The organism is Dietzia psychralcaliphila (genome assembly GCF_003096095.1).
Taxonomy (GTDB): Bacteria; Actinomycetota; Actinomycetes; order Mycobacteriales; family Mycobacteriaceae; genus Dietzia; species Dietzia psychralcaliphila.
In genome coordinates this window covers 559,830-577,898 of the sequence record NZ_CP015453.1, presented here as the reverse complement: position 1 = coordinate 577,898, position 18,069 = coordinate 559,830, and the positions used below count along the sequence as shown (strand labels likewise).

Sequence of the window (18,069 nt, the reverse complement as noted above, 5' to 3'; positions counted from 1 at the left end):
CAGCGTTGCTTCGACTGTATGACTTCACCGGCCCGTGAGCACCGATCCTGTCCGCCAGCGCGGAGGAGGTGTCCGCCAACCGCGGGGAGGGTGTCCGCGGCCGGATCAGCGGCCCGCGGCGGCCTTCTTGGCCGGTGACTTCCGGGCCGGCGCCTTCTTCGCGGCGGCCTTCTTCGGTGGCGACTTGGCGCGTCGCTCCGAGAGCAACTCCGAGGCGCGCGCGTCAGTGAGCGTCTCGACCGTGTCGCCCTTGCGCAGTGACGCGTTCGACTCCCCGTCGGTCACATAGGGGCCGAAGCGCCCGTCCTTGACCAGCATCTGCTTACCGGAGACCTCGTCGACCCCCATCTCGCGCAGCGCCTTGGGAGCAGCGGCCTGCCGCCCGCGACGCTTGGGCTCGGAATAGATCTTCAGAGCCTCCTCGAGCGTGATGGTGAAGACGGCGTCCTCTGTGTCCAGGGTCCGCGAATCGGTGCCCTTCCTCAGGTAGGGCCCGTAGCGGCCGAGCTGCGCCGTGATCTCCTCACCGCTCGTGGGGTCGACCCCCAGCACCCGCGGCAGCGACAGCAGCTTGAGCGCCTCCTCCAGCGTGACCGTGGCCGGTTCCATGGACTGCATCAGCGACCCGGTCCGCGGCTTGGGGCCGGTCGGGTTGTCGGATTCCTTCTTGGCCTTGCGGGTGACGGCGGACTTGGCCTTGGTCGCGGCCTTCTTGGCCTCCGCCTTGGCCTCGTCGTCCTTCGCGGCCGCCATGGCGGCGTCGCGCTCGGCGTCGATCTTCTTCTTCTCCGCCTCGGCGTCGGCGAGCACCTTCTTGGCCCACTCGGCCTTCTCGGCGTCCGTGGGCTCGGGCAGCTTCTCGGTGACGTAGGGGCCGAACCGGCCGTCCTTGACCACGATCTCGTGACCGGTCTCCGGGTCCACGCCCAGCGGGCGGCCGTCCTGCGGAGTCGAGAAGAGCTTCTCCGCCACCTCGAGGGTGAGCTCGTCGGGGCTCATCCCCTCGGGCAGGTTGGCGCGCTGCGACTCCTGCTCACCGTCCTCCCCTTGGACCATGCGCTCGAGGTACGGGCCGTAGCGGCCGACGCGGACGTGGACCGGTCGCCCCTCGGTGTCGTCGAAGACCCGGATGGAGTTGATACTGCGGGCGTCGATTGCCTCGAGATTCACGTCGATGAGGTTCTTGAGCCCGACCGCGCGGTCCGCTCCCCCGCTCGACCCGCCGCCCTCGGGGTCGCCGAAGTAGAAGCGACGCAGCCAGTCGTCGCGGTTCTCGCGCCCCTCGGCGATCTCGTCGAGCTCGTCCTCCATGAGTGAGGTGAAGTCGTAGTCCACCAGTCGGCCGAAGTTCTGCTCGAGCAGACCGATCACGGCGAAGGCCACCCAGCTGGGCACGAGTGCGTTACCGCGGGAGTAGACGTATCCGCGGTCCTGGATGGTGCGGATGATGCTGGCATAGGTGGAGGGGCGGCCGATGCCCATCTCCTCCATGATCTTGACCAAGCTGGCCTCGTTGTAGCGGGCCGGCGGGCTGGTGGTGTGGCCGTCGGCGGACAGGTCCGACCCCGTGAGCTGCTGGCCCTCGTTGAGCCGGGGTAGCCGTCGCTCGGCGTCGTCCGCCATGGGCTTGTCGGACGACTCGGTGGACTCCTCCGCCGCCTCGACGTACGCCTTGAGGAATCCGGGGAACGTGATGGTGCGTCCCGAGGCGGCGAACGTCGCACGGCTGTACCCGGACGGGTTCTGGCCCGCGGCCCCCGAGATCCGGATGCTCACCGAGGTGCCCTTGGCGTCGGCCATCTGGGAGGCGACGGTGCGCTGCCAGATGAGCTCGTACAGGCGGAACTCCTCGGCGTCCAGTGCGCTATGCAGCTGACCCGGGGTGGCGAAGGTCTCTCCGGCCGGGCGGATGGCCTCGTGTGCCTCCTGCGAGTTCTTGACCTTGCGGGTGTACTGGCGCGGGGTGGGCGAGACGTACTCGCTCCCGTACAACTCCGTGGCCTGCGCGCGGGCGGCCGACATTCCCCCCTCGGACAGCGTCGTGGAGTCGGTACGCATGTAGGTGATGTAGCCGTTCTCGTACAACCGCTGCGCGATGCGCATGGTGCGTTCGGAGGTGTAGCGCAGCTTGCGGCCTGCCTCCTGCTGCAGCGTCGAGGTCATGAACGGCGGGTAGGGGCGACGGGTGTACGGCTTGGACTCCACCGAGTCGACGACGAAGTCGGCGCCGTCGAGTGCGTCCGACAACGCGCGGGCCGCCGTCTCGCCGAGCACCACCGAGTCCTTGGCGGCGCCGGTGGTCTTGAGCTGGCCGTTCTGGCCGAAGTCGCGACCCTGCGCCACCCGGGCCCCGTCCACCGCCGCGAGGCGGGCCGTGAAGCTGCGCGGTTCGCCCGCATCCCCGCCGGTCGCCTGCTGCGTGGTCAGGGTCGCGGTGATGTCCCAGTAGTCGGCGGCGACGAACGCCATGCGCTCGCGCTCGCGCTCGACGATCACGCGGGTGGCCACGGACTGCACACGCCCGGCGGAGAGCCGCGGCATGACCTTCTTCCACAGGACCGGTGAGACCTCGTAGCCGTAGAGACGGTCCAGGATCCGTCGGGTCTCCTGGGCGTCGACGAGGTCGGTGTCCAGCTCGCGGGTGTTCTCGGCCGCGGCGAGGATCGCCGGTTTGGTGATCTCGTGGAACACCATGCGCTTGACGGGGACCTTGGGCTTGAGCACCTCGAGCAGGTGCCAGGCGATCGCCTCGCCCTCGCGGTCGGGGTCGGTGGCCAGCAGGAGCTGGTCCACGCCCGCCAGTTCCTTCTTGAGCTCGGCGACCTTCTTCTTCTTGTCCGCGCTCACCACGTAGATCGGCTCGAAGTTGTCCTCCGGGTTCACGCCGAGCCGTGCCCACGGTTCCTTCTTGTACTTCGCAGGGATGTCCGCGGCGCCCTTGGGCAGGTCACGGATGTGGCCGACCGACGCCTCGACCACGTAGTCGGAGCCCAGGTAGGGCTGGATCTTGCGGGCCTTGGTGGCGGACTCGACGATCACCAGGCTCCGCTTTCCGCCCGATGCTGTCTGCTTGCTCGCCACTGAACTGCTCCCAACCTGCGCTGATCCGTCGACGACGTGTGTCACCGACCTCCGGTCCCGGATACGGTACGCGTGCCGGGGCCTGTCTATGAGAATTCATACCAGGCCACGGGCGCTCCCCGAGAGTCGCGCTCTACCGGGGAGGGGCCCCCGAACCGGCTGGCCAGTGCCGCCCCTCGGAGGCCTCTCCGCGCGGACACTGCCCGTCGTGTCGGGCACCGACCCTCCCTCCGCACCCTCCCACGGGGCTACGGACACGGTCGCCCGGCCCGCCGGGGTTGCCGGACATCGCGCCGGACTGATCGTGTGGCGTCATCGGCCGTCTCCGGCTCCGTCCTCGTCGTCACTCGGCACCGGGCCGGGCGCCGGCCGGGGGGTGTCCAGGTACTGCCCCTGGGCCACCTCACCCGTGCGCAGGTAGTTCAGGACCACCTCGTCGACCGCCGGGTTGCCGGTGTCGAAGTGGCAGTGCACCGTCCCGCGGATCCGGACCAGGGTCCCGCCGGTCGCCGCGGCGGTCGCCGGCCCGAACATCCCGGGCGTCTGGGTGTCGTGGTCCGCCTGGAGGACCAGCGGGGCGGCGACCATGGGGTTGGCCACGATGCGCGGCGGGACCGTCGACGGCGGGAAGGGACAGAACGCCGTCTGATGCTCCAGGTTCTTCACGTCCTCGACCGTGCTGCCGACGGCGTCGCTGCTGCCCAGCAGCGCCGGGGCCAGCGGATTACGCACCGGCGGAGCGGTCTCGTTGCACTGGAGGATCGTCAGGTACGTCTCCATGTCCGAGGTCAGCTCCGGGACCTCGGACTGCATCGCCAGCTGCTCCTCGACCTTCTCCTCCAGGTCGTCCCCGTCGACTTCTCCCTCGAGCCATCCGTTCGCCCCGGCCGAAATCAGCCAGGCGACGTCCGACCAGCGCCTGGGTGACCCCACGACCGCGTCCAGCAGGGCGAAGAACCGGACCGAGTCCTCTATCTCGCGGTCGAGTTCTCCGGTCGAGGCGAGGGCGGCGTTGTCCAGTCGGACCGACCCGGTGGCGAGCCCGTCCACCGAACCCGTGCCGAGGGATCCGGTGGCCAGGGAGCCCGGGACGCCGTCCCCCGGTTGCGCGGGCGGCGGCAGGAACCGTGACGCCCCACTGCCGTCCTGGCGGTCCAGTGCGCGGATGTTGTTGTAGACCTTCAGCGGGGTGTCGCCCAGTTCATAGGTGGAGTCGTGATCGGCGATCCACTGCATGACGTAGTCACGGGCCTGGTGGCGGGTCACCGCCTGCTGGCGGTCGATCTCGTACCACCAGTAGTCGGTGGGCCCGACCGCCGAGTCCAGGACCATCCGCTCGATCCTGTCCGGGAACAGTGTCTGGTACATCATCCCGAGCGCGGTGCCGTAGGAGTACCCCAGGAACGAGATCCGCTCGAGTCCCATCGCCTCGCGGACCACCTCGTGATCGCGGACGATGTTCTCGGTGGTGAACGACGAGACGAATTCCGGATCGCTGTCCATGCACCTCTTCGCCCGTGCGAGGTGGTCGGTCCCCACGGTCTCGCCGCCACCGGAGCACTCGAGCGCTCCCGCACCCTCCAACCCGCGGGGTTGGACGATCACCAGGTCGTGATCGCGTCGGACCTCATCGATCGCGTCGTCGTACTCCCCGTTGAGCGCGCTGTACCAGAGTTGCCGTGCGTCGGCGCCCGGACCACCGGGATTCCCGAACACCGCTCCCGCACGGTCCCCTGTGGCGGTGATCCTGCGCACCTCCACGTCGACGCGGCGGCCGTCCGCGACGTCGTGATCGACCGGTACCGAGACCGATGAGCAGAGCACGTCCGCACGGGGCAGACCAAACATCTCGTCGACCGCCGAGTCAGCGGGACAGGGGGTCCAGGCGACCGTGTCGACACCGGCGATCGCTGTACCCAGAGGGGCCGTGGCCGCTGTGGGCGTCAGGCCCAGGACGAGCGCGGCAGCCACGACCAGCACTGCTGGCGGGCGACAGAGGCGAGCCTTGATCACGGATTTCTTCTTCCTGCGGATTCTTCGCGGCGGATGGAGGGGATGCTCGGGATGGGGGTGCCGCCGGCCGCCCCGCTCCGGGGGGACGTCACGCCCGAGGTCGGTACGAGGGGCGCCGGAGCGACGGCCGTCGCTGTCCAGGGGAACAGCCCAGGAGAATCCGTCACGATCATGACTTTCTCATCTTGGCCGGTCATCCGCCGAAAAATGCGCAACCGGCGCAGCGGATTGGCACAGTTAGACAGATCGGTCTACCGTAGAGACGAGAGGCCACTACGCCGAACTGGAACGTGTTACCGTTTTTCAACTCGGTCGTGGCCACGGGGCTGCGCCGGAACCGGCGTACCGTCGGTGGCCGTACGGGAGTCACGACAAGCCCCGATCATCTAAGACGCAACGGAGGTCAGCAGCGGTGGGCAATGTGTCCAAGACCAAGCTGGACAAGGTGGTCATCCGCATCGCGGGCGACTCCGGCGACGGCATGCAGCTCGCCGGTGACCAGTTCACCTCGGAGGCCGCGGCCTTCGGTAACGACCTGGCGACCCAGCCCAACTACCCCGCGGAGATCCGGGCCCCACAGGGCACGATCCACGGGGTGTCGAGCTTCCAGATCCAGATCGCGGACTACGACATCCTCACCGCCGGGGACCGCCCCGACGTGCTGGTGGCGATGAACCCGGCCGCGCTCAAGGCCAACATCGACGACCTGCCCTCCGGCGGCATCCTCATCGTCAACTCGGACGAGTTCACCAAACGCAATCTCACCAAGGTGGGCTACGAGTCCAACCCTCTCGGCTCCCCGGCGTTCGAGGCGTTCCAGGTGCACGAGGTGGCCATGGGCACTCTGACCATAGGCGCGGTCGAGTCCGTGGACATCGGCAAGAAGGACGCCGAGCGCTGCAAGAACATGTTCGCGCTGGGACTGCTCACCTGGATGTACGGCCGCACGGTCGACTCGATCGAGAAGTTCCTGGGCAGCAAGTTCGGCAAGAAGCCCGCCATCCTCGCGGCCAACGTCCTGGCCCTGCACGCGGGCTGGAACTACGGCGAGACCACCGAGGCCTTCGCCTCCGAGTACGAGATCATGCCGGCCCAGCTGCCGCAGGGGCGCTACCGCCAGATCACCGGCAACACGGCGATGGCCTACGGCCTGGTCACCGCCGGCAAGTCGGCTGACATGCCCGTCTTCCTGGGCACCTACCCCATCACGCCCGCCTCGGACATCCTGCACGAGCTGAGCAAGCTCAAGCAGTTCGACGTGACCACCTTCCAGGCGGAGGACGAGATCGCCGGCATCGGCGCCGCCCTCGGTGCCTCCTACGGCGGGGCGCTGGGCGTCACCTCGACGTCCGGACCCGGTCTCGCACTGAAGTCCGAGGCCATCGGCCTGGCCGTGATGACCGAGCTGCCGCTGGTGATCATCGATGTCCAGCGGGGCGGCCCCTCGACCGGCCTGCCCACCAAGACCGAGCAGTCGGACCTGCTGCAGGCGCTGTTCGGCCGCAACGGTGAGTCTCCCGTCGCGGTGATCGCTCCTCAGTCACCCTCGGACTGCTTCGAGATCGCCCGCGAGGCGGCCCGGATCGCGGTCACCTACCGCACCCCGGTCATCGTGCTGTCCGACGGCGCGATCGCGAACGGTTCCGAGCCGTGGCTGCTGCCCGACGTCGCCGATCTGCCGCCGATCGAGAAGAACCTCGCCACGGCGCCCGCCGCCGGCGCCGACGGCGAGACCGAGGCAGCCGGGGAGTACCTGCCCTACGCCCGCGACCCGGAGACACTCGCGCGCGACTGGGCAGTCCCGGGCGAGCCCGGACTCGAACACCGTATCGGCGGCCTCGAGAAGGCCAACGGCACGGGCAACATCTCGTACACGGCGGAGAACCACGACCTCATGACCCGGACCAGGGCCCTGCGGATCGCGCTCATCGACGTGCCCGACCTCGAGGTCGACGACCCGTCCGGCGAAGCCGACGTCCTGGTGGTGGGCTGGGGATCCTCCTACGGCCCCATCGGTGAGGCCGTCCGCCGCGCCCGCGCCAACGGCCACCGCGTGGCCCGCGCCCACGTCCGTCACCTCAACCCGCTCCCGGACAACATCGGTGAGGTGCTCGCCAAGTACAACCGGGTACTCGTTCCGGAGATGAACCTGGGGCAGCTCGCCATGCTGCTCAAGGCCCGCTTCCCGGCACAGATCCAGCCCATCACCAAGGTTCACGGCATGGCGTTCTCGGCGGAGGAGCTGCAGACCGCCATCGAGGCCGAGTTCGCCGGCCGACTCACGCATACCGAGCACGACAAGTACCGCCTGGCGCTCGACGGGGTCATCACCACCACCGGCGAGCCCGCTGCGCGCAACCGGCGGATCGGCCACACCGCCACCGGTACCACCACCGCCAACCGAACCCGCTGACCACGAGCGAGGAGAGGATTCCCATGACCACCACCGAACCCGGACTCGTCGGCAGCCCGCTGCCGCTGGACGCGTTGGCCTCCGTACCCAAGAGCGATGCGCCACAGAAGCCCAAGGACTACACCTCCGACCAGGAGGTGCGCTGGTGCCCCGGTTGCGGTGACTACGTCATCCTGGCCACCATCCGCGCCCTACTGCCCAAGCTCGGTCTCAAGCGGGAGAACATCACCTTCATCTCCGGGATCGGCTGCTCGAGCCGCTTCCCGTACTACCTCGAGACCTACGGGATGCACTCGATCCACGGCCGAGCCCCGGCCATCGCCACCGGTCTGGCGACCGCCCGCCCCGACCAGTCGGTGTGGGTGGTCACCGGTGACGGCGACGCCATGTCGATCGGCGGCAACCACCTCATCCACACCCTGCGCCGCAACGTCAACCTGAACATCCTGATGTTCAACAACCGGATCTACGGGTTGACCAAGGGCCAGTACTCGCCCACCTCGGAGCCGGGCAAGGTCACCAAGTCCAGCCCCATGGGTTCGTTGGACCACCCGTTCAACCCGCTGTCGCTGGTGCTCGGCGCCCAGGCGAGCTTCGTCGCCCGCGCCCTGGATTCGGACCGCAAGGGACTGACCGAGGTCCTCGAGGCCGCCGCCCGCCACCGCGGCACCAGCTTCGTGGAGATCCTCCAGGACTGCCCGATCTTCAACGACGGCTCGTTCGACCTGCTGCGCAAGGAGGACGCCGGCGACCACCTCATCCCGGTGCGCCACGGCGAGAAGATCATCTTCGGCGACGACGGCCAGCACTGCGTGATCCGCTCCGGATTCTCGCTCAGGGTCGCCGCGACCGCCGAGGTCGACGAGGCCGACATCATCGTCCACGACGCCCATGCCGAGGACCCCTCCTACGCGCACGCGCTGGCCAACCTGTCCAGCCAGGACCTCGAGTACACCGTCACCGGCATCATCCGGCAGGTCCGGCGGGAAACCTACGACGACCAGGCTCGCGCCCAGGTCGCCGCCGCCAAGGAGACCGCACCGTCGGATCTGCAGTCGCTGCTCAACGGCAGCAACACCTGGACCGTCGGCTAGAGGGCCACACACGCGAGGCCGTCCCCGGGGGCGGTCGCCGCTCGGATCTGCGAGTTACTCAGATCCGTGCGGTGGCCGTCCCCGCGATGCGTCCACGGGCGTCCCAGGTGCGCTCCACCACGTCGGCCGTACCGTGCTCGTCGATCCGCACCGCCGTCGTCGACCGGGTCCCGTACCACCGGCCGATCCGGACGAAACGCGACGACAGGCGCCACTCGTGCCAGAGCGGGACCCCCGTACGCGGCAGGTGCCGCAGCGGAGCCTTACGACGGTCGGCGAGCAGGTCGAGTAGAGGGCCCGACCAGCCCGGACCGGAGATCGCCTCGGTGCCCATCAGGGCTCGCACCTGCCCGACCGCGCCGACGACCTTGGGCCACGGGGTGTCCAGCGCCGCGTTGGACAGACCGTGGACCCCGGCGCCCAGCCGTATCGGCCCCCGACTGGAGCGATTGGACGCCCACCACATCTCGTCGAGGTCGCCGGCCAGGAGGTTGACCGGCCCGTACCGGTCGAGATCGTCGACGACGTGACCTGCGAACCCCGTCACGGGGACAGGTCCGGTGAGTGCATCGATCGGCAACTCCCCGCGGGACGCGGTCGCCGGGAGCACCGGGCCGCCCTCGCGGACGTTGGTGACCGCGGCCAGGCGTGCTCCGGAGGCAAGCGAGAGCCACGTCCCGCCGGCCGTGACGTCGCGGCCTGCGACGATGCCCCCGACTCCCTCGCTGTCGATCGTCCATTCGTGCAGCGGTTCGGTGGGGCGGGCGTGGACCTCGTCCCGGTTGGCCACCAGCACCAGCGGGTAACGGGGGTGGACCCGGCGGGCGACGACGAGCATGCACATGGGATCGAACACTTCCGCACCGGATGACCAGGCGCAACACAGGGCCTCGTGGGTGGGGACTCGCGGCCCCCGACTCGGCCCTTGCACTCGACCCGGGCACTCGACCCAGGCGCTCAGCCCGGCACCCGGTGCGTCCGCTCAGCCCGGCCGCTCAGCCCGGCCGCTCAGCCCGGCCGCTCAGCCCGGCCGCTCAGCCCGGCCGCTCAGCCAGGCCAGAGTGCCGACGGCACCCCGGGGGGCGCCGCGCCGAGGGTCTGCGCCAACCGTGAGCGGGCGCGAGCAGTACCCAGCCGCAGCAGTGGCCCGTCACCCCGCGGGCCGACATAGGTGGTACGGATCCCGGCCCTGCCCAGCGCCTCACCGAGTGCCACCCGTCGTGGCGCGTGCTGCTCGACGCCGGCGTCGATCCCCAGATCGACCGCCCCGCTCGCCGAGATCCGGCCGGCGGTGACAAACCAGACCCGCAGCGCCCCCGCCGACGGGGTCCACCCGTCCGGCACGGCGGTCACGGCGCCGCGCCGCCAGCGCCGCACCACGGGGACGAGAACCGAGGTCCGCGCGGTGGACACCGTGCACCGGCCGTCCGGGCCGGCCGCGGAGCGGACGGGGTCGAGTCCGGCCTCGGAGAGCAGCGTGACGAGGGCGTCCGCGCGCCAGGCGGCATCGAGCACCACGGACACCTGCGCGAGGGCCCCCGTGAGGGTGGACTGGCCGCGGGCGGCGAGGGCGCCCTCGAGGTCGGTCGGCTCGGGGACGTGCTCGTCGGCGGCGAAGAACGACAGCTGCGTCACGGGGCCGAGCCTACGGCCGCCCTCGGACACACGACGAGGCCCCCGACGCTCGCGCGGCGGGGGCCTCGTCGATCACTGACCGTCGCGCCTCAGATGGCGCGGACCTCCTGGGCCTGCGGGCCCTTCTGCCCCTCGCCGAGCTCGAACTCGACGCGCTGGTTCTCCTCGAGCGACTTGAAACCGCTGCCCTCGATGGAGGAGTAGTGGACGAAGAGATCGGCGGAGCCGTCCTCGGGGGCGATGAACCCGTAGCCCTTCTCCGCGTTGAACCACTTGACGGTGCCCTGTGCCATGTTGTTGTGTTCCTTTTCCGTACTGCCTGGTGCGACCCACGGGATGGCCACGCGAATCGGGTCGCCCTTCCGTCCGCGGGGAGCCCGCGGGCGGCGTCGACGACCGCGTCAAGTAGACCACGAGACCCGCGCCAGGTGAACCGATCTCCGCAGGGCTGTCCGTCCCGCCGGGGATCCCTCTCCCGCCCGGACGCGAGCCCGGAGGTTGTTGCCGGTGTTCCGATCCTCCCCCACGGTGACTCCACACCGTGCTCGGGTGATCGTCCGGGCGGGTTGCCCTCTACGGTCGAGGGGTGACGACGTACGGACGCGAACTCCTGGGCCACCTGCTCGAGCAGCTCCCGGCCGGGCCGTCCCCCGTCACCCACACAGCGGAGTTGCCCGCCCGCGAGGCCCGGTACGCCGACTGGCCGACCTGGGCACACCCGGGATTGGTCGACGAACTGCGCGGACGAGGTGTCGCCAGGCCCTGGGCCCACCAGGTGGCCACGGCCGAGCACGCGCACGCGGGACGGAACGTGGTGGTGGCCACCGGCACGGCGTCCGGCAAGTCCCTCGGCTACCAACTGCCCGCGCTCAGCACCCTCGCCGCGGACCGGGGGGCCTGCGTGTTGTACCTGTCCCCCACCAAGGCGCTGGGCCAGGACCAGTTGTCGTCGGTGGTGTCGCTGGTGGACTCCGTGCCCGGGTTGGCGCATGTGGCCCCCGCGTCCTATGACGGCGACACCCCCACCGACGCCCGGCCGTGGATCCGGGAGAACTCGCGATGGATCGTCACCAACCCGGACATGCTCCATTTGTCGGTGCTCGGCCGGTCCCGCCAGTGGACCCGCATCCTGCGGGGGCTCCGCTACGTCGTCGTCGACGAGTGTCACTCCTACCGCGGCGTGTTCGGCTCCAACGTCGCCCTGATTCTGCGTCGGCTCGACCGGCTCGCCCGGGCCCTGGGCGCCGAACCGACGTTCGTCCTGGCCTCCGCCACCACCTCGGACGCCGGTATGGCCGCCAGCACCCTCGTCGGCCGCCAGTGCGTGGAGGTCACCGACGACGCCTCGCCCCAGGGGGGCCGGACCGTCGCGCTGTGGGAACCGCCGCTCATGGAGGGGCTCTCCGGGGAGAACGGGGCCCCCGTGCGGCGGCCGGCGCCCGTCGAGGCGTCCACCCTGATGGCCGGGTTGGTGGCCGAGGGCGCCCGGACGCTGACCTTCGTGCGCTCGCGTGCGGGCGCCGAGTCCACCGCGCTGCGGGCGCGCGAGCGGCTGATCTCCGACCACGGTGAGCGGGGCCGGGAGTTGGCCGGGCGGATCGCCGCGTACCGCGCCGGGTATCTGGCCGAGGACCGACGACGACTCGAGCGCGGGTTGGCCGAGGGGGACCTGGTGGGTGTGGCCTCGACCTCCGCGCTCGAACTGGGTGTGGACATCTCCGGACTGGACGCCGTAGTCAGTGCGGGATTCCCGGGGACCATCGCCTCGTTCTGGCAGCAGGCGGGGCGGGCCGGTCGACGGGGACAGGGCGCGCTGGTGGTCCTGGTGGCGCGCGACGACCCCCTCGACACCTATCTCGTCCACCATCCCGAGGCGCTGCTGGGCAAACCGGTCGAGGCCACGGTGACCGACCCCCGCAACCCGGTCCTGCTGGCCGGGCAGCTGCGGTGCGCGGTCAGCGAACGGCCCATGTCGCACGAGGAGGCCCGGGCGTGGGGCGCCACCGAGGTCCTGGAGGAGATGGCCGCGCGGGGCCTGGTCCGGCGCCGGCCCGTGGGGTGGTACCCGGCGGCGGACGACCACACCCCGCACACGGAGGTCGACATCCGCGGGACCGGCGGGGCCGAGGTGGTGATCGTCGACGCCGTCGACGGCCGGATGCTCGGCACCATCGACTCGGTCCGGGCCCGGTCGCAGGTCCACCCGGGGGCGCTCTACCTGCATCAAGGGGAGTCCTTCGTGGTGGACGAGCTGGACCTGGACGACGGGCTCGCCCTGTGTCGCCCGGAGGAACCGGAATGGACCACCTCGGCCCGGGAGCAGGTGTCGATCGACCTGATCGAGACCCTGGAGTCCGTCTCCGCCGGGCCGGTGACCCTGTCCCTGGCCGACGTCGAGGTGACCGCCCGCGTGACCGGGTACCAGCGGCGCCTGCGCGGCGGGGAGATCCTCGACGTGACGCCGCTGGACCTGCCCGAAACCATCCTCGCCACCCGGGCGGTCGTGTACACCCTGACCCCGCAGCTGCTGCGCGTCGCCGGCCTGGAGGAGGCCGACTGGCCGGGCGCGCTGCACGCCGCCGAGCACGCGGCCATCGGCCTGCTGCCGCTGGTCGCGACCTGCGACCGCTGGGACATCGGCGGCGTGTCGACCGCCCTCCACCCCGACACCGGACTGCCCACGGTGTTCGTCTACGACGGCTACGCGGGCGGCGCGGGCTTCGCCGAACGCGGGTACCGGCGCGCGACTTCGTGGCTCCGGGCGACGCTCGACGCCATCCGCTCGTGCGAGTGCGAGACCGGGTGTCCCTCGTGCATCCAGTCCCCCAAGTGCGGGAACGGCAACGACCCGCTCTCCAAGCCGGGCGCGATCGCGCTGTTGACCGAGGTCGTGGGGCAGCTCTCGGAGGCCGTCGACTCATAGCGGCCCAGCGCGGGCCACCGCCGACGCCGCCCGCGCTCCCAGGATCCCGAGCTCGATCCGGACCTCGGCCCGGATCACCACGTCGTGGCCGTCGACCGTGCACCCGGCCACGACTGCCCGGTTGGCGGTGGCCACCCCGGCCGCTACAGAGCACGGGTTCTCGGCGGTGCGCAGCGCGTGCGCCCCGGCGAGGGCGGCCAGGTCCGCCGCCGATCGTGCGGAGTGCGCGGCCACCGCCGCCCGCCCCACCAGCAGCACCGCCACGGTGAGGGCAAGGACGGCGGCCGCCGCGAACGCGGTCACGACGCTCATGTACCCCTCGTCGTCGTCGAACCGCCCCACACCGCGTCGACCCACACCGGCACGGCGGCCCGGGCCCGGCCCCCTCACCCGGTCACCCCCGGTTCGGCCCGCGCCACCGCACGGCCCGTCAGCACAACCCCGGGCAAGCCGCGGGCCGGCACGCTGACCTGCGCCGTCACGCTCCCGCCGCCACTGTCGACCGACACGTCGGCACCCGGCGCCGCCGCCCGCCCGGCCGCGACGCCCTCCCCCGCACCGGACATGGCCGCCACCCTGGCGGCTTCCCGCGCGGCGTCGACGACCCGGATCTGGGTGAGCGCCGCGGCGGCTCCGGAGGCGGCCACGGCCAGGACCACGACGAGAGAGGCGATCCCCAGCGCCGCCTCGACGGTCACCGACCCGCCGTCCCCGGTGGCCGCCCCGCGGAACCGACGCGTCGGCATCACACCGAGGTGTTGAGCGCCTGCTCGATGATCCCGCCGAGAGCGTCAGGTATCGAGTCGCCGCTCACGACCGTGTAGAGCACCGCCCCAAAGGCGGCGGCCGCGATTGTCCCCACCGCGTACTCCACAGTGGACATCCCGGCGTCGCGGCCGGCGATGGTGGCGAATCGGCGAGTCAGGGCGGCGCGGGCGCGGTGGATAAGGGAACTGTGGGTAGTGGAGGCGATCCGGGAGTTGTGGTGCATGTTCATCGTGCTTCTCCTTCATGGTGACCGGGGCGGCGTCTCCGCCCCGGAATCGGTGGGCGGGGCGCCGGCTCACGGCAGGACCCCCGGCAACATCCCGTCGGCCAGACCCACGACGACGGGGAGCACTCCCAGGCAGACGAACGCCGGGAGGAAGCACAGGCCCAGCGGGCCGGCCACGAGCACGGCGGCACGCTCGGCGCGGGCGGTCGCGGCGGCGTCGGCGTCCGAGCGCATGCGGTGGGCCGCGTGGTCGAGCGCCGAGCGGACGGATCCGCCCCCGTCCGTGGCACGGGCGAGCACCGAGGAGACCGGGGCCAGCCGGTCCGCCCCGGGCACCTCACGCCACGCCTGCGCCGGAGTCGCACCGAGCCGGACCCGGGCCGCCGCGGCGTGGAGGGGCCCAGCCAGATCCGGCTCGGTGGGAGCCACCGCGTCGCCGACCGCGGCCAACGCCAGATGGGTGGGCAGCCCGGCGAGCAGCGCCACCGCGAGCAGATCGAGCATCCGCGCCAGGGACCCGGTATCCGCGGGCCCCGCGCGCCGCCGCCGGACCCACTCGAGGACCGGTAACAGCAGGTGCGACCGCGACAGCCCGGCCGTGCGCCGGGCAGAGGCAGAGGCAGAGGGAGAGGGGATGGAAGCGGACGCGAGGGCGAGTCCCCGCAACCGCTCCGTGGCGGCGCCCCGCCACGGGGCCACGCACACCGCGGCGGCGACCAGCAGCAGAGCCGCACTCATCTGGATGCCCGGTCCACGATCCGGTCCGTCCACAACAGACCCGCCGCCAGGAAACCGGCTCCGATCAGGCACAACACGCCGCCAATCGGGCCACCGACCAGCACCCCGAGAGGGTCGGCGCCGAAACCCGAACCCAGCAGCACGCCGAACCCGGGCAGTGCAGTGAGGATCACCGCGGTGGCGCGGGGACCGGCGAGTGCGGCGTCCACGCGGACCGCCCGCTCGCGGCGCGAGGCCACGTCCGCCCGGAGCCCGTCCACGACCTCGGCCAGCACCACCCCGTGACGGGTCGCCAGAAGCCACGCGCCAGCGAGCTCGCCCGCCACGCGATCGACCCCCCGGCCACCTTCCGCTCCTCCACTGCCCGCTCCCGCCGCTCCCCCACCCGCCGCACTCCCACCTGTCTGCCGGGCGCCGACCGCGTACAGCGCAGCTGCGACGTCCCCGCCCAACCGGGCATGGGAACCGGCTGCAGTCAGGATCGCCGCGACCTCGGGGTCGCCGGACCGTGCGCCCTCCGCAGCCCGGCTCAGGGCCTCCTCCGGTCCCGCTCCGGCACGCAGCGCCGAGGAGGTGTCGTCGAGAGCGCGCTCCCAGGAACCGAGCCGCTCCAGCCTCCGCCCACGCACGCCCGCCCGCCTGCGCAGGTCTGACGCCACGGCCCCGAGCAGGGCGGCGGCGCAGGCGTGGAGGGGCCCGGCCACCATCAGCCCGGCGAGCCCAGCGACAGCGGGAACCAGCACAGTCGTCGGCGCCCGACCCACCACCGCGCGCAGGCCCTGCAGGCCCGCGTCCGGCACGGGGCCCAGGTGACGGAGCCGCATCCGGGCCACCCCGTCCGGCCAGACGAGCAGGGCCCCGGCCAGGAGCGCCGCCGCGAGCATCACCCGCCACCCCCCGCGACCAGCACGTCGAACGCCGGTCTGCCGGGCACCGCTCCCCCGTCGGCGCGCCAGGCGGGGTCCACGACGATCCCCTGCGCCTCTCGCCGGACCACGCCCATGGAATCGACCCCCCGCCGCCCGTCGGGGAGGCGACGCATCCCCACCACCACCCGCAGCGACGCCGCGACCTGCGCGGACAGGGCCGCACGATCGAGCCCGCCCAGTGCCCCGAGCGCCTCCAACCGGGCGGGGAGTTCGGTGGGGGAATTGGCGTGGACGGTCCCGGCGCTGCCGTCGTGTCCGGTGTTGAGAGCGGCGAGCAGGTCCGCGACCTCGCCGCCGCGGACCTCGCCCACCGCGATCCGGTCCGGTCGCATCCGCAACGCCTGGCGGACCAGGTCGGACATGGCCACCCCGCCCGCGCCCTCGACGTTGCCGTGCCGCACCACCAGGCGGACGACGTGCGGGTGGGCGGGCCGCAGCTCGGGGGAGTCCTCGACGCACAGCAGCCGCTCGCCCGCCGGGACCAGACCGAGCAACGCCGCGAGGAGAGTGGTCTTGCCGGACCCGGTCCCGCCGACCACCAGGTATCCGATCCGGGCGGCGACCAGCGCCCGGAGCAGCGGTTCGGCCTGCGGAGGTACGGTCCCGGACTCCACGAGCCTGTCGAAGGTGGCCTGCGCGGGCCGCGAGACCCGCAGCGACAGGCAGGTCCCGTCCACCGCCACCGGGGGCAGCACCGCGTGCAGCCGCCACGCCATGCCGTCCCGCGACCGGACCACTCCGTCCGCCCAGGGCCGGGCGTCGTCCAGCCGTTGCCCGGCACGCCCCGCCAGGCGCACCGCGAGGGCCCGCAACTCACCCTCCGAGTGCACCACCACGTCGGTTTGCTCGAGACCGTGACCGCGGTCCACCATCGCCGGCCCCGGCCCGTCCACCACCACGTCGGTGACCCCCGGGCTCGCCAGCAGCGCCTCGAGCGGCCCCGCGCCGGCGAGGTGCTCCCGCACCAGGCGCGCGGTCCGCAGCAGGTCCAGGTGTCCGTGCAGGACGTCGGACTCGGCCCGGACCGCGCGGACCACCTCGTCCGGCTCCGGGTCCACCCCCAGTCCGGCCAACCGGGCTCGGACCCGGTCCACGAGGTCCGCGGGGAGCGCAGCCGGCCCGGCACCCTCACCACTCACCGGTGCTCACCTCGCCCAGGAGCGCGTCGGCCACGGCGCCGAGTCGTCGCACCCGACCTCCCCGACCGCCCCGACCACCCCGTCCGAGGCCGAGCGCACGGCCGAGGTCGCCGGTCCCGGCCAGGTGCCGCACGGCCCGGACCTCCGGGAGCACATGCCACCGGGGGATGCCCGCCGAGTCGGCCACGTCCGCCGCGTCGAGCGGGTCGCCGCGCTGCGTCCGGATCACCAGCGTCGCGCCGCGGAGGTCGCCGCCCGGCCGTCCGGCCGCGACGGCGCCCTGGAGATCGGCCCTGGTGACCACGACGACGAGGTCCGCACGGGCGAGGACCGGGTCGCCGTCCGCGAACCGGCCCGCATCGCAGACCACGAGTCCACCCGCCGACCGATGGGCCAGTGCGGCGCCCAACGCGCCATCAGAGGCGGGCTCACCCACCTCGCGGTCTCTGGCGCGTGCCAGCACCTTGCACCCCGGATCCGCCGCGGGGGCCGCGCCCCACAGGGCGTCGGGGTCGGGGCCGCCGAGCTCGGCGCGCACGTCCTCGACCCTCAAGCCCGGCTCGGACTCGATGCCCAGGACGAGGTCGATCCCGGTCCCCAGAGGGTCCGCCTCCACGAGAAGGGCCCGACCGGAATCGGCCGCGCGGACCGCGATCGCGGCGGCCAGGGTGCTGGCACCGCAGCCGCCCACCGCGCCCACGACGGCCACCAGGGATCCTCGACCAGTGGCGACCGGCGCCATGAGCGCCCCCACGAGATCCGCGGTGCCGGACGGCAGTCGGATCACCTCGTCGTCGTCGCCACCGGCTCCCTCCGCACCCACCCGCACCACGCGCGCCCCGCCGGATCCCACGCCGGGGTCCGGACGATCGGTCACCACCACGTCCGCCGAGGCGCCGTCGCGGGGGCCGGGGTCCAGAGCCAATGCGGCGAGCACGGCCCGGACGTCGGCGTCGAGATCCGGGTCGGTCACATCGACGGCGACGGCGGTGCCGACGGTGCGCCCGTCGGACACAGTCCTGCCGGAGACATTCCTGGTGGAGACAGCCCGGCCCGAGACACGGTCGAGGTCTGCGATGTGCGCTGATCGAGGGCTCTGGGTCACGGGCT

15 protein-coding genes are annotated in these 18,069 nt (G+C 72.1%); 3 read left to right on the top strand and 12 right to left on the bottom strand.

The window, feature by feature from the left end:
• Positions 1-105: 105 nt before the first annotated feature.
• The gene (gene topA, locus A6048_RS02540; protein ID WP_107749378.1) at positions 106-3,081 is read right to left on the bottom strand and encodes a type I DNA topoisomerase; all 2,976 of its coding nucleotides are present in this window, start codon (positions 3,079-3,081) and stop codon (positions 106-108) included.
• Positions 3,082-3,393: 312 nt separating this feature from the next.
• Positions 3,394-5,094: an alpha/beta fold hydrolase gene (locus A6048_RS02535; RefSeq protein ID WP_146166401.1), complete on the bottom strand. Its 1,701-nt coding sequence runs from the start codon at positions 5,092-5,094 to the stop codon at positions 3,394-3,396.
• Between the two features lie 412 nt (positions 5,095-5,506).
• On the opposite strand from A6048_RS02535, the gene A6048_RS02530 reads away from it, so the two are divergent.
• Together A6048_RS02530 and A6048_RS02525 are read left to right on the top strand one after the other, a co-directional pair.
• A complete protein-coding gene (locus A6048_RS02530; RefSeq protein WP_107749376.1) occupies positions 5,507-7,507 on the top strand; it encodes a 2-oxoacid:acceptor oxidoreductase subunit alpha in 2,001 nt (666 codons plus the stop codon).
• Between the two features lie 23 nt (positions 7,508-7,530).
• A complete protein-coding gene (locus A6048_RS02525) occupies positions 7,531-8,601 on the top strand; it encodes a 2-oxoacid:ferredoxin oxidoreductase subunit beta (protein ID WP_107749375.1) in 1,071 nt (356 codons plus the stop codon).
• Positions 8,602-8,659: 58 nt separating this feature from the next.
• Here A6048_RS02525 and A6048_RS02520 read toward each other — a convergent pair whose 3' ends face one another.
• The 3 genes from A6048_RS02520 to A6048_RS02510 form a co-directional block, all read right to left on the bottom strand.
• A complete protein-coding gene (locus A6048_RS02520; RefSeq protein ID WP_244911047.1) occupies positions 8,660-9,457 on the bottom strand; it encodes an NRDE family protein in 798 nt (265 codons plus the stop codon).
• 191 nt (positions 9,458-9,648) lie between these two features.
• Positions 9,649-10,236, bottom strand: a complete 588-nt coding sequence (locus tag A6048_RS02515; protein WP_211310057.1) for a hypothetical protein — start codon at positions 10,234-10,236, stop codon at positions 9,649-9,651.
• 89 nt (positions 10,237-10,325) lie between these two features.
• A complete protein-coding gene (locus tag A6048_RS02510; RefSeq protein WP_107749373.1) occupies positions 10,326-10,529 on the bottom strand; it encodes a cold-shock protein in 204 nt (67 codons plus the stop codon).
• Positions 10,530-10,822: 293 nt separating this feature from the next.
• Here A6048_RS02510 and A6048_RS02505 point away from each other — a divergent pair, with 293 nt between their 5' ends.
• Entirely contained in the window at positions 10,823-13,159 is a 2,337-nt protein-coding gene (locus A6048_RS02505) for a DEAD/DEAH box helicase (protein WP_107749372.1), read from the top strand.
• On the opposite strand, the gene A6048_RS02500 is transcribed toward A6048_RS02505, so the two are convergent.
• From A6048_RS02500 to A6048_RS02470, 7 genes are all read right to left on the bottom strand, one after another.
• Complete coding sequence (locus A6048_RS02500) at positions 13,154-13,471, bottom strand: Rv3654c family TadE-like protein (protein ID WP_162845759.1); 318 nt, start codon at positions 13,469-13,471, stop codon at positions 13,154-13,156. The genes A6048_RS02505 and A6048_RS02500 overlap by 6 nt on opposite strands.
• A 74-nt stretch (positions 13,472-13,545) precedes the next feature.
• The gene (locus A6048_RS02495; protein WP_244911046.1) at positions 13,546-13,905 is read right to left on the bottom strand and encodes a TadE family type IV pilus minor pilin; all 360 of its coding nucleotides are present in this window, start codon (positions 13,903-13,905) and stop codon (positions 13,546-13,548) included.
• Positions 13,905-14,156, bottom strand: a complete 252-nt coding sequence (locus A6048_RS02490; protein WP_107749369.1) for a DUF4244 domain-containing protein — start codon at positions 14,154-14,156, stop codon at positions 13,905-13,907. The genes A6048_RS02495 and A6048_RS02490 overlap by 1 nt, the downstream gene beginning before the upstream one ends.
• A gap of 66 nt (positions 14,157-14,222) precedes the next feature.
• Positions 14,223-14,891: a type II secretion system F family protein gene (locus tag A6048_RS02485; protein ID WP_107749368.1), complete on the bottom strand. Its 669-nt coding sequence runs from the start codon at positions 14,889-14,891 to the stop codon at positions 14,223-14,225.
• Complete coding sequence (locus tag A6048_RS02480; RefSeq protein WP_107749367.1) at positions 14,888-15,775, bottom strand: type II secretion system F family protein; 888 nt, start codon at positions 15,773-15,775, stop codon at positions 14,888-14,890. Before A6048_RS02480 ends, A6048_RS02485 begins: the two co-directional genes overlap by 4 nt.
• A complete protein-coding gene (locus A6048_RS02475) occupies positions 15,775-16,959 on the bottom strand; it encodes a TadA family conjugal transfer-associated ATPase (RefSeq protein ID WP_107749366.1) in 1,185 nt (394 codons plus the stop codon). Before A6048_RS02475 ends, A6048_RS02480 begins: the two co-directional genes overlap by 1 nt.
• Entirely contained in the window at positions 16,949-18,064 is a 1,116-nt protein-coding gene (locus A6048_RS02470) for a CpaE-like family protein (protein WP_244911045.1), read from the bottom strand. Before A6048_RS02470 ends, A6048_RS02475 begins: the two co-directional genes overlap by 11 nt.
• Positions 18,065-18,069 lie beyond the last annotated feature (5 nt).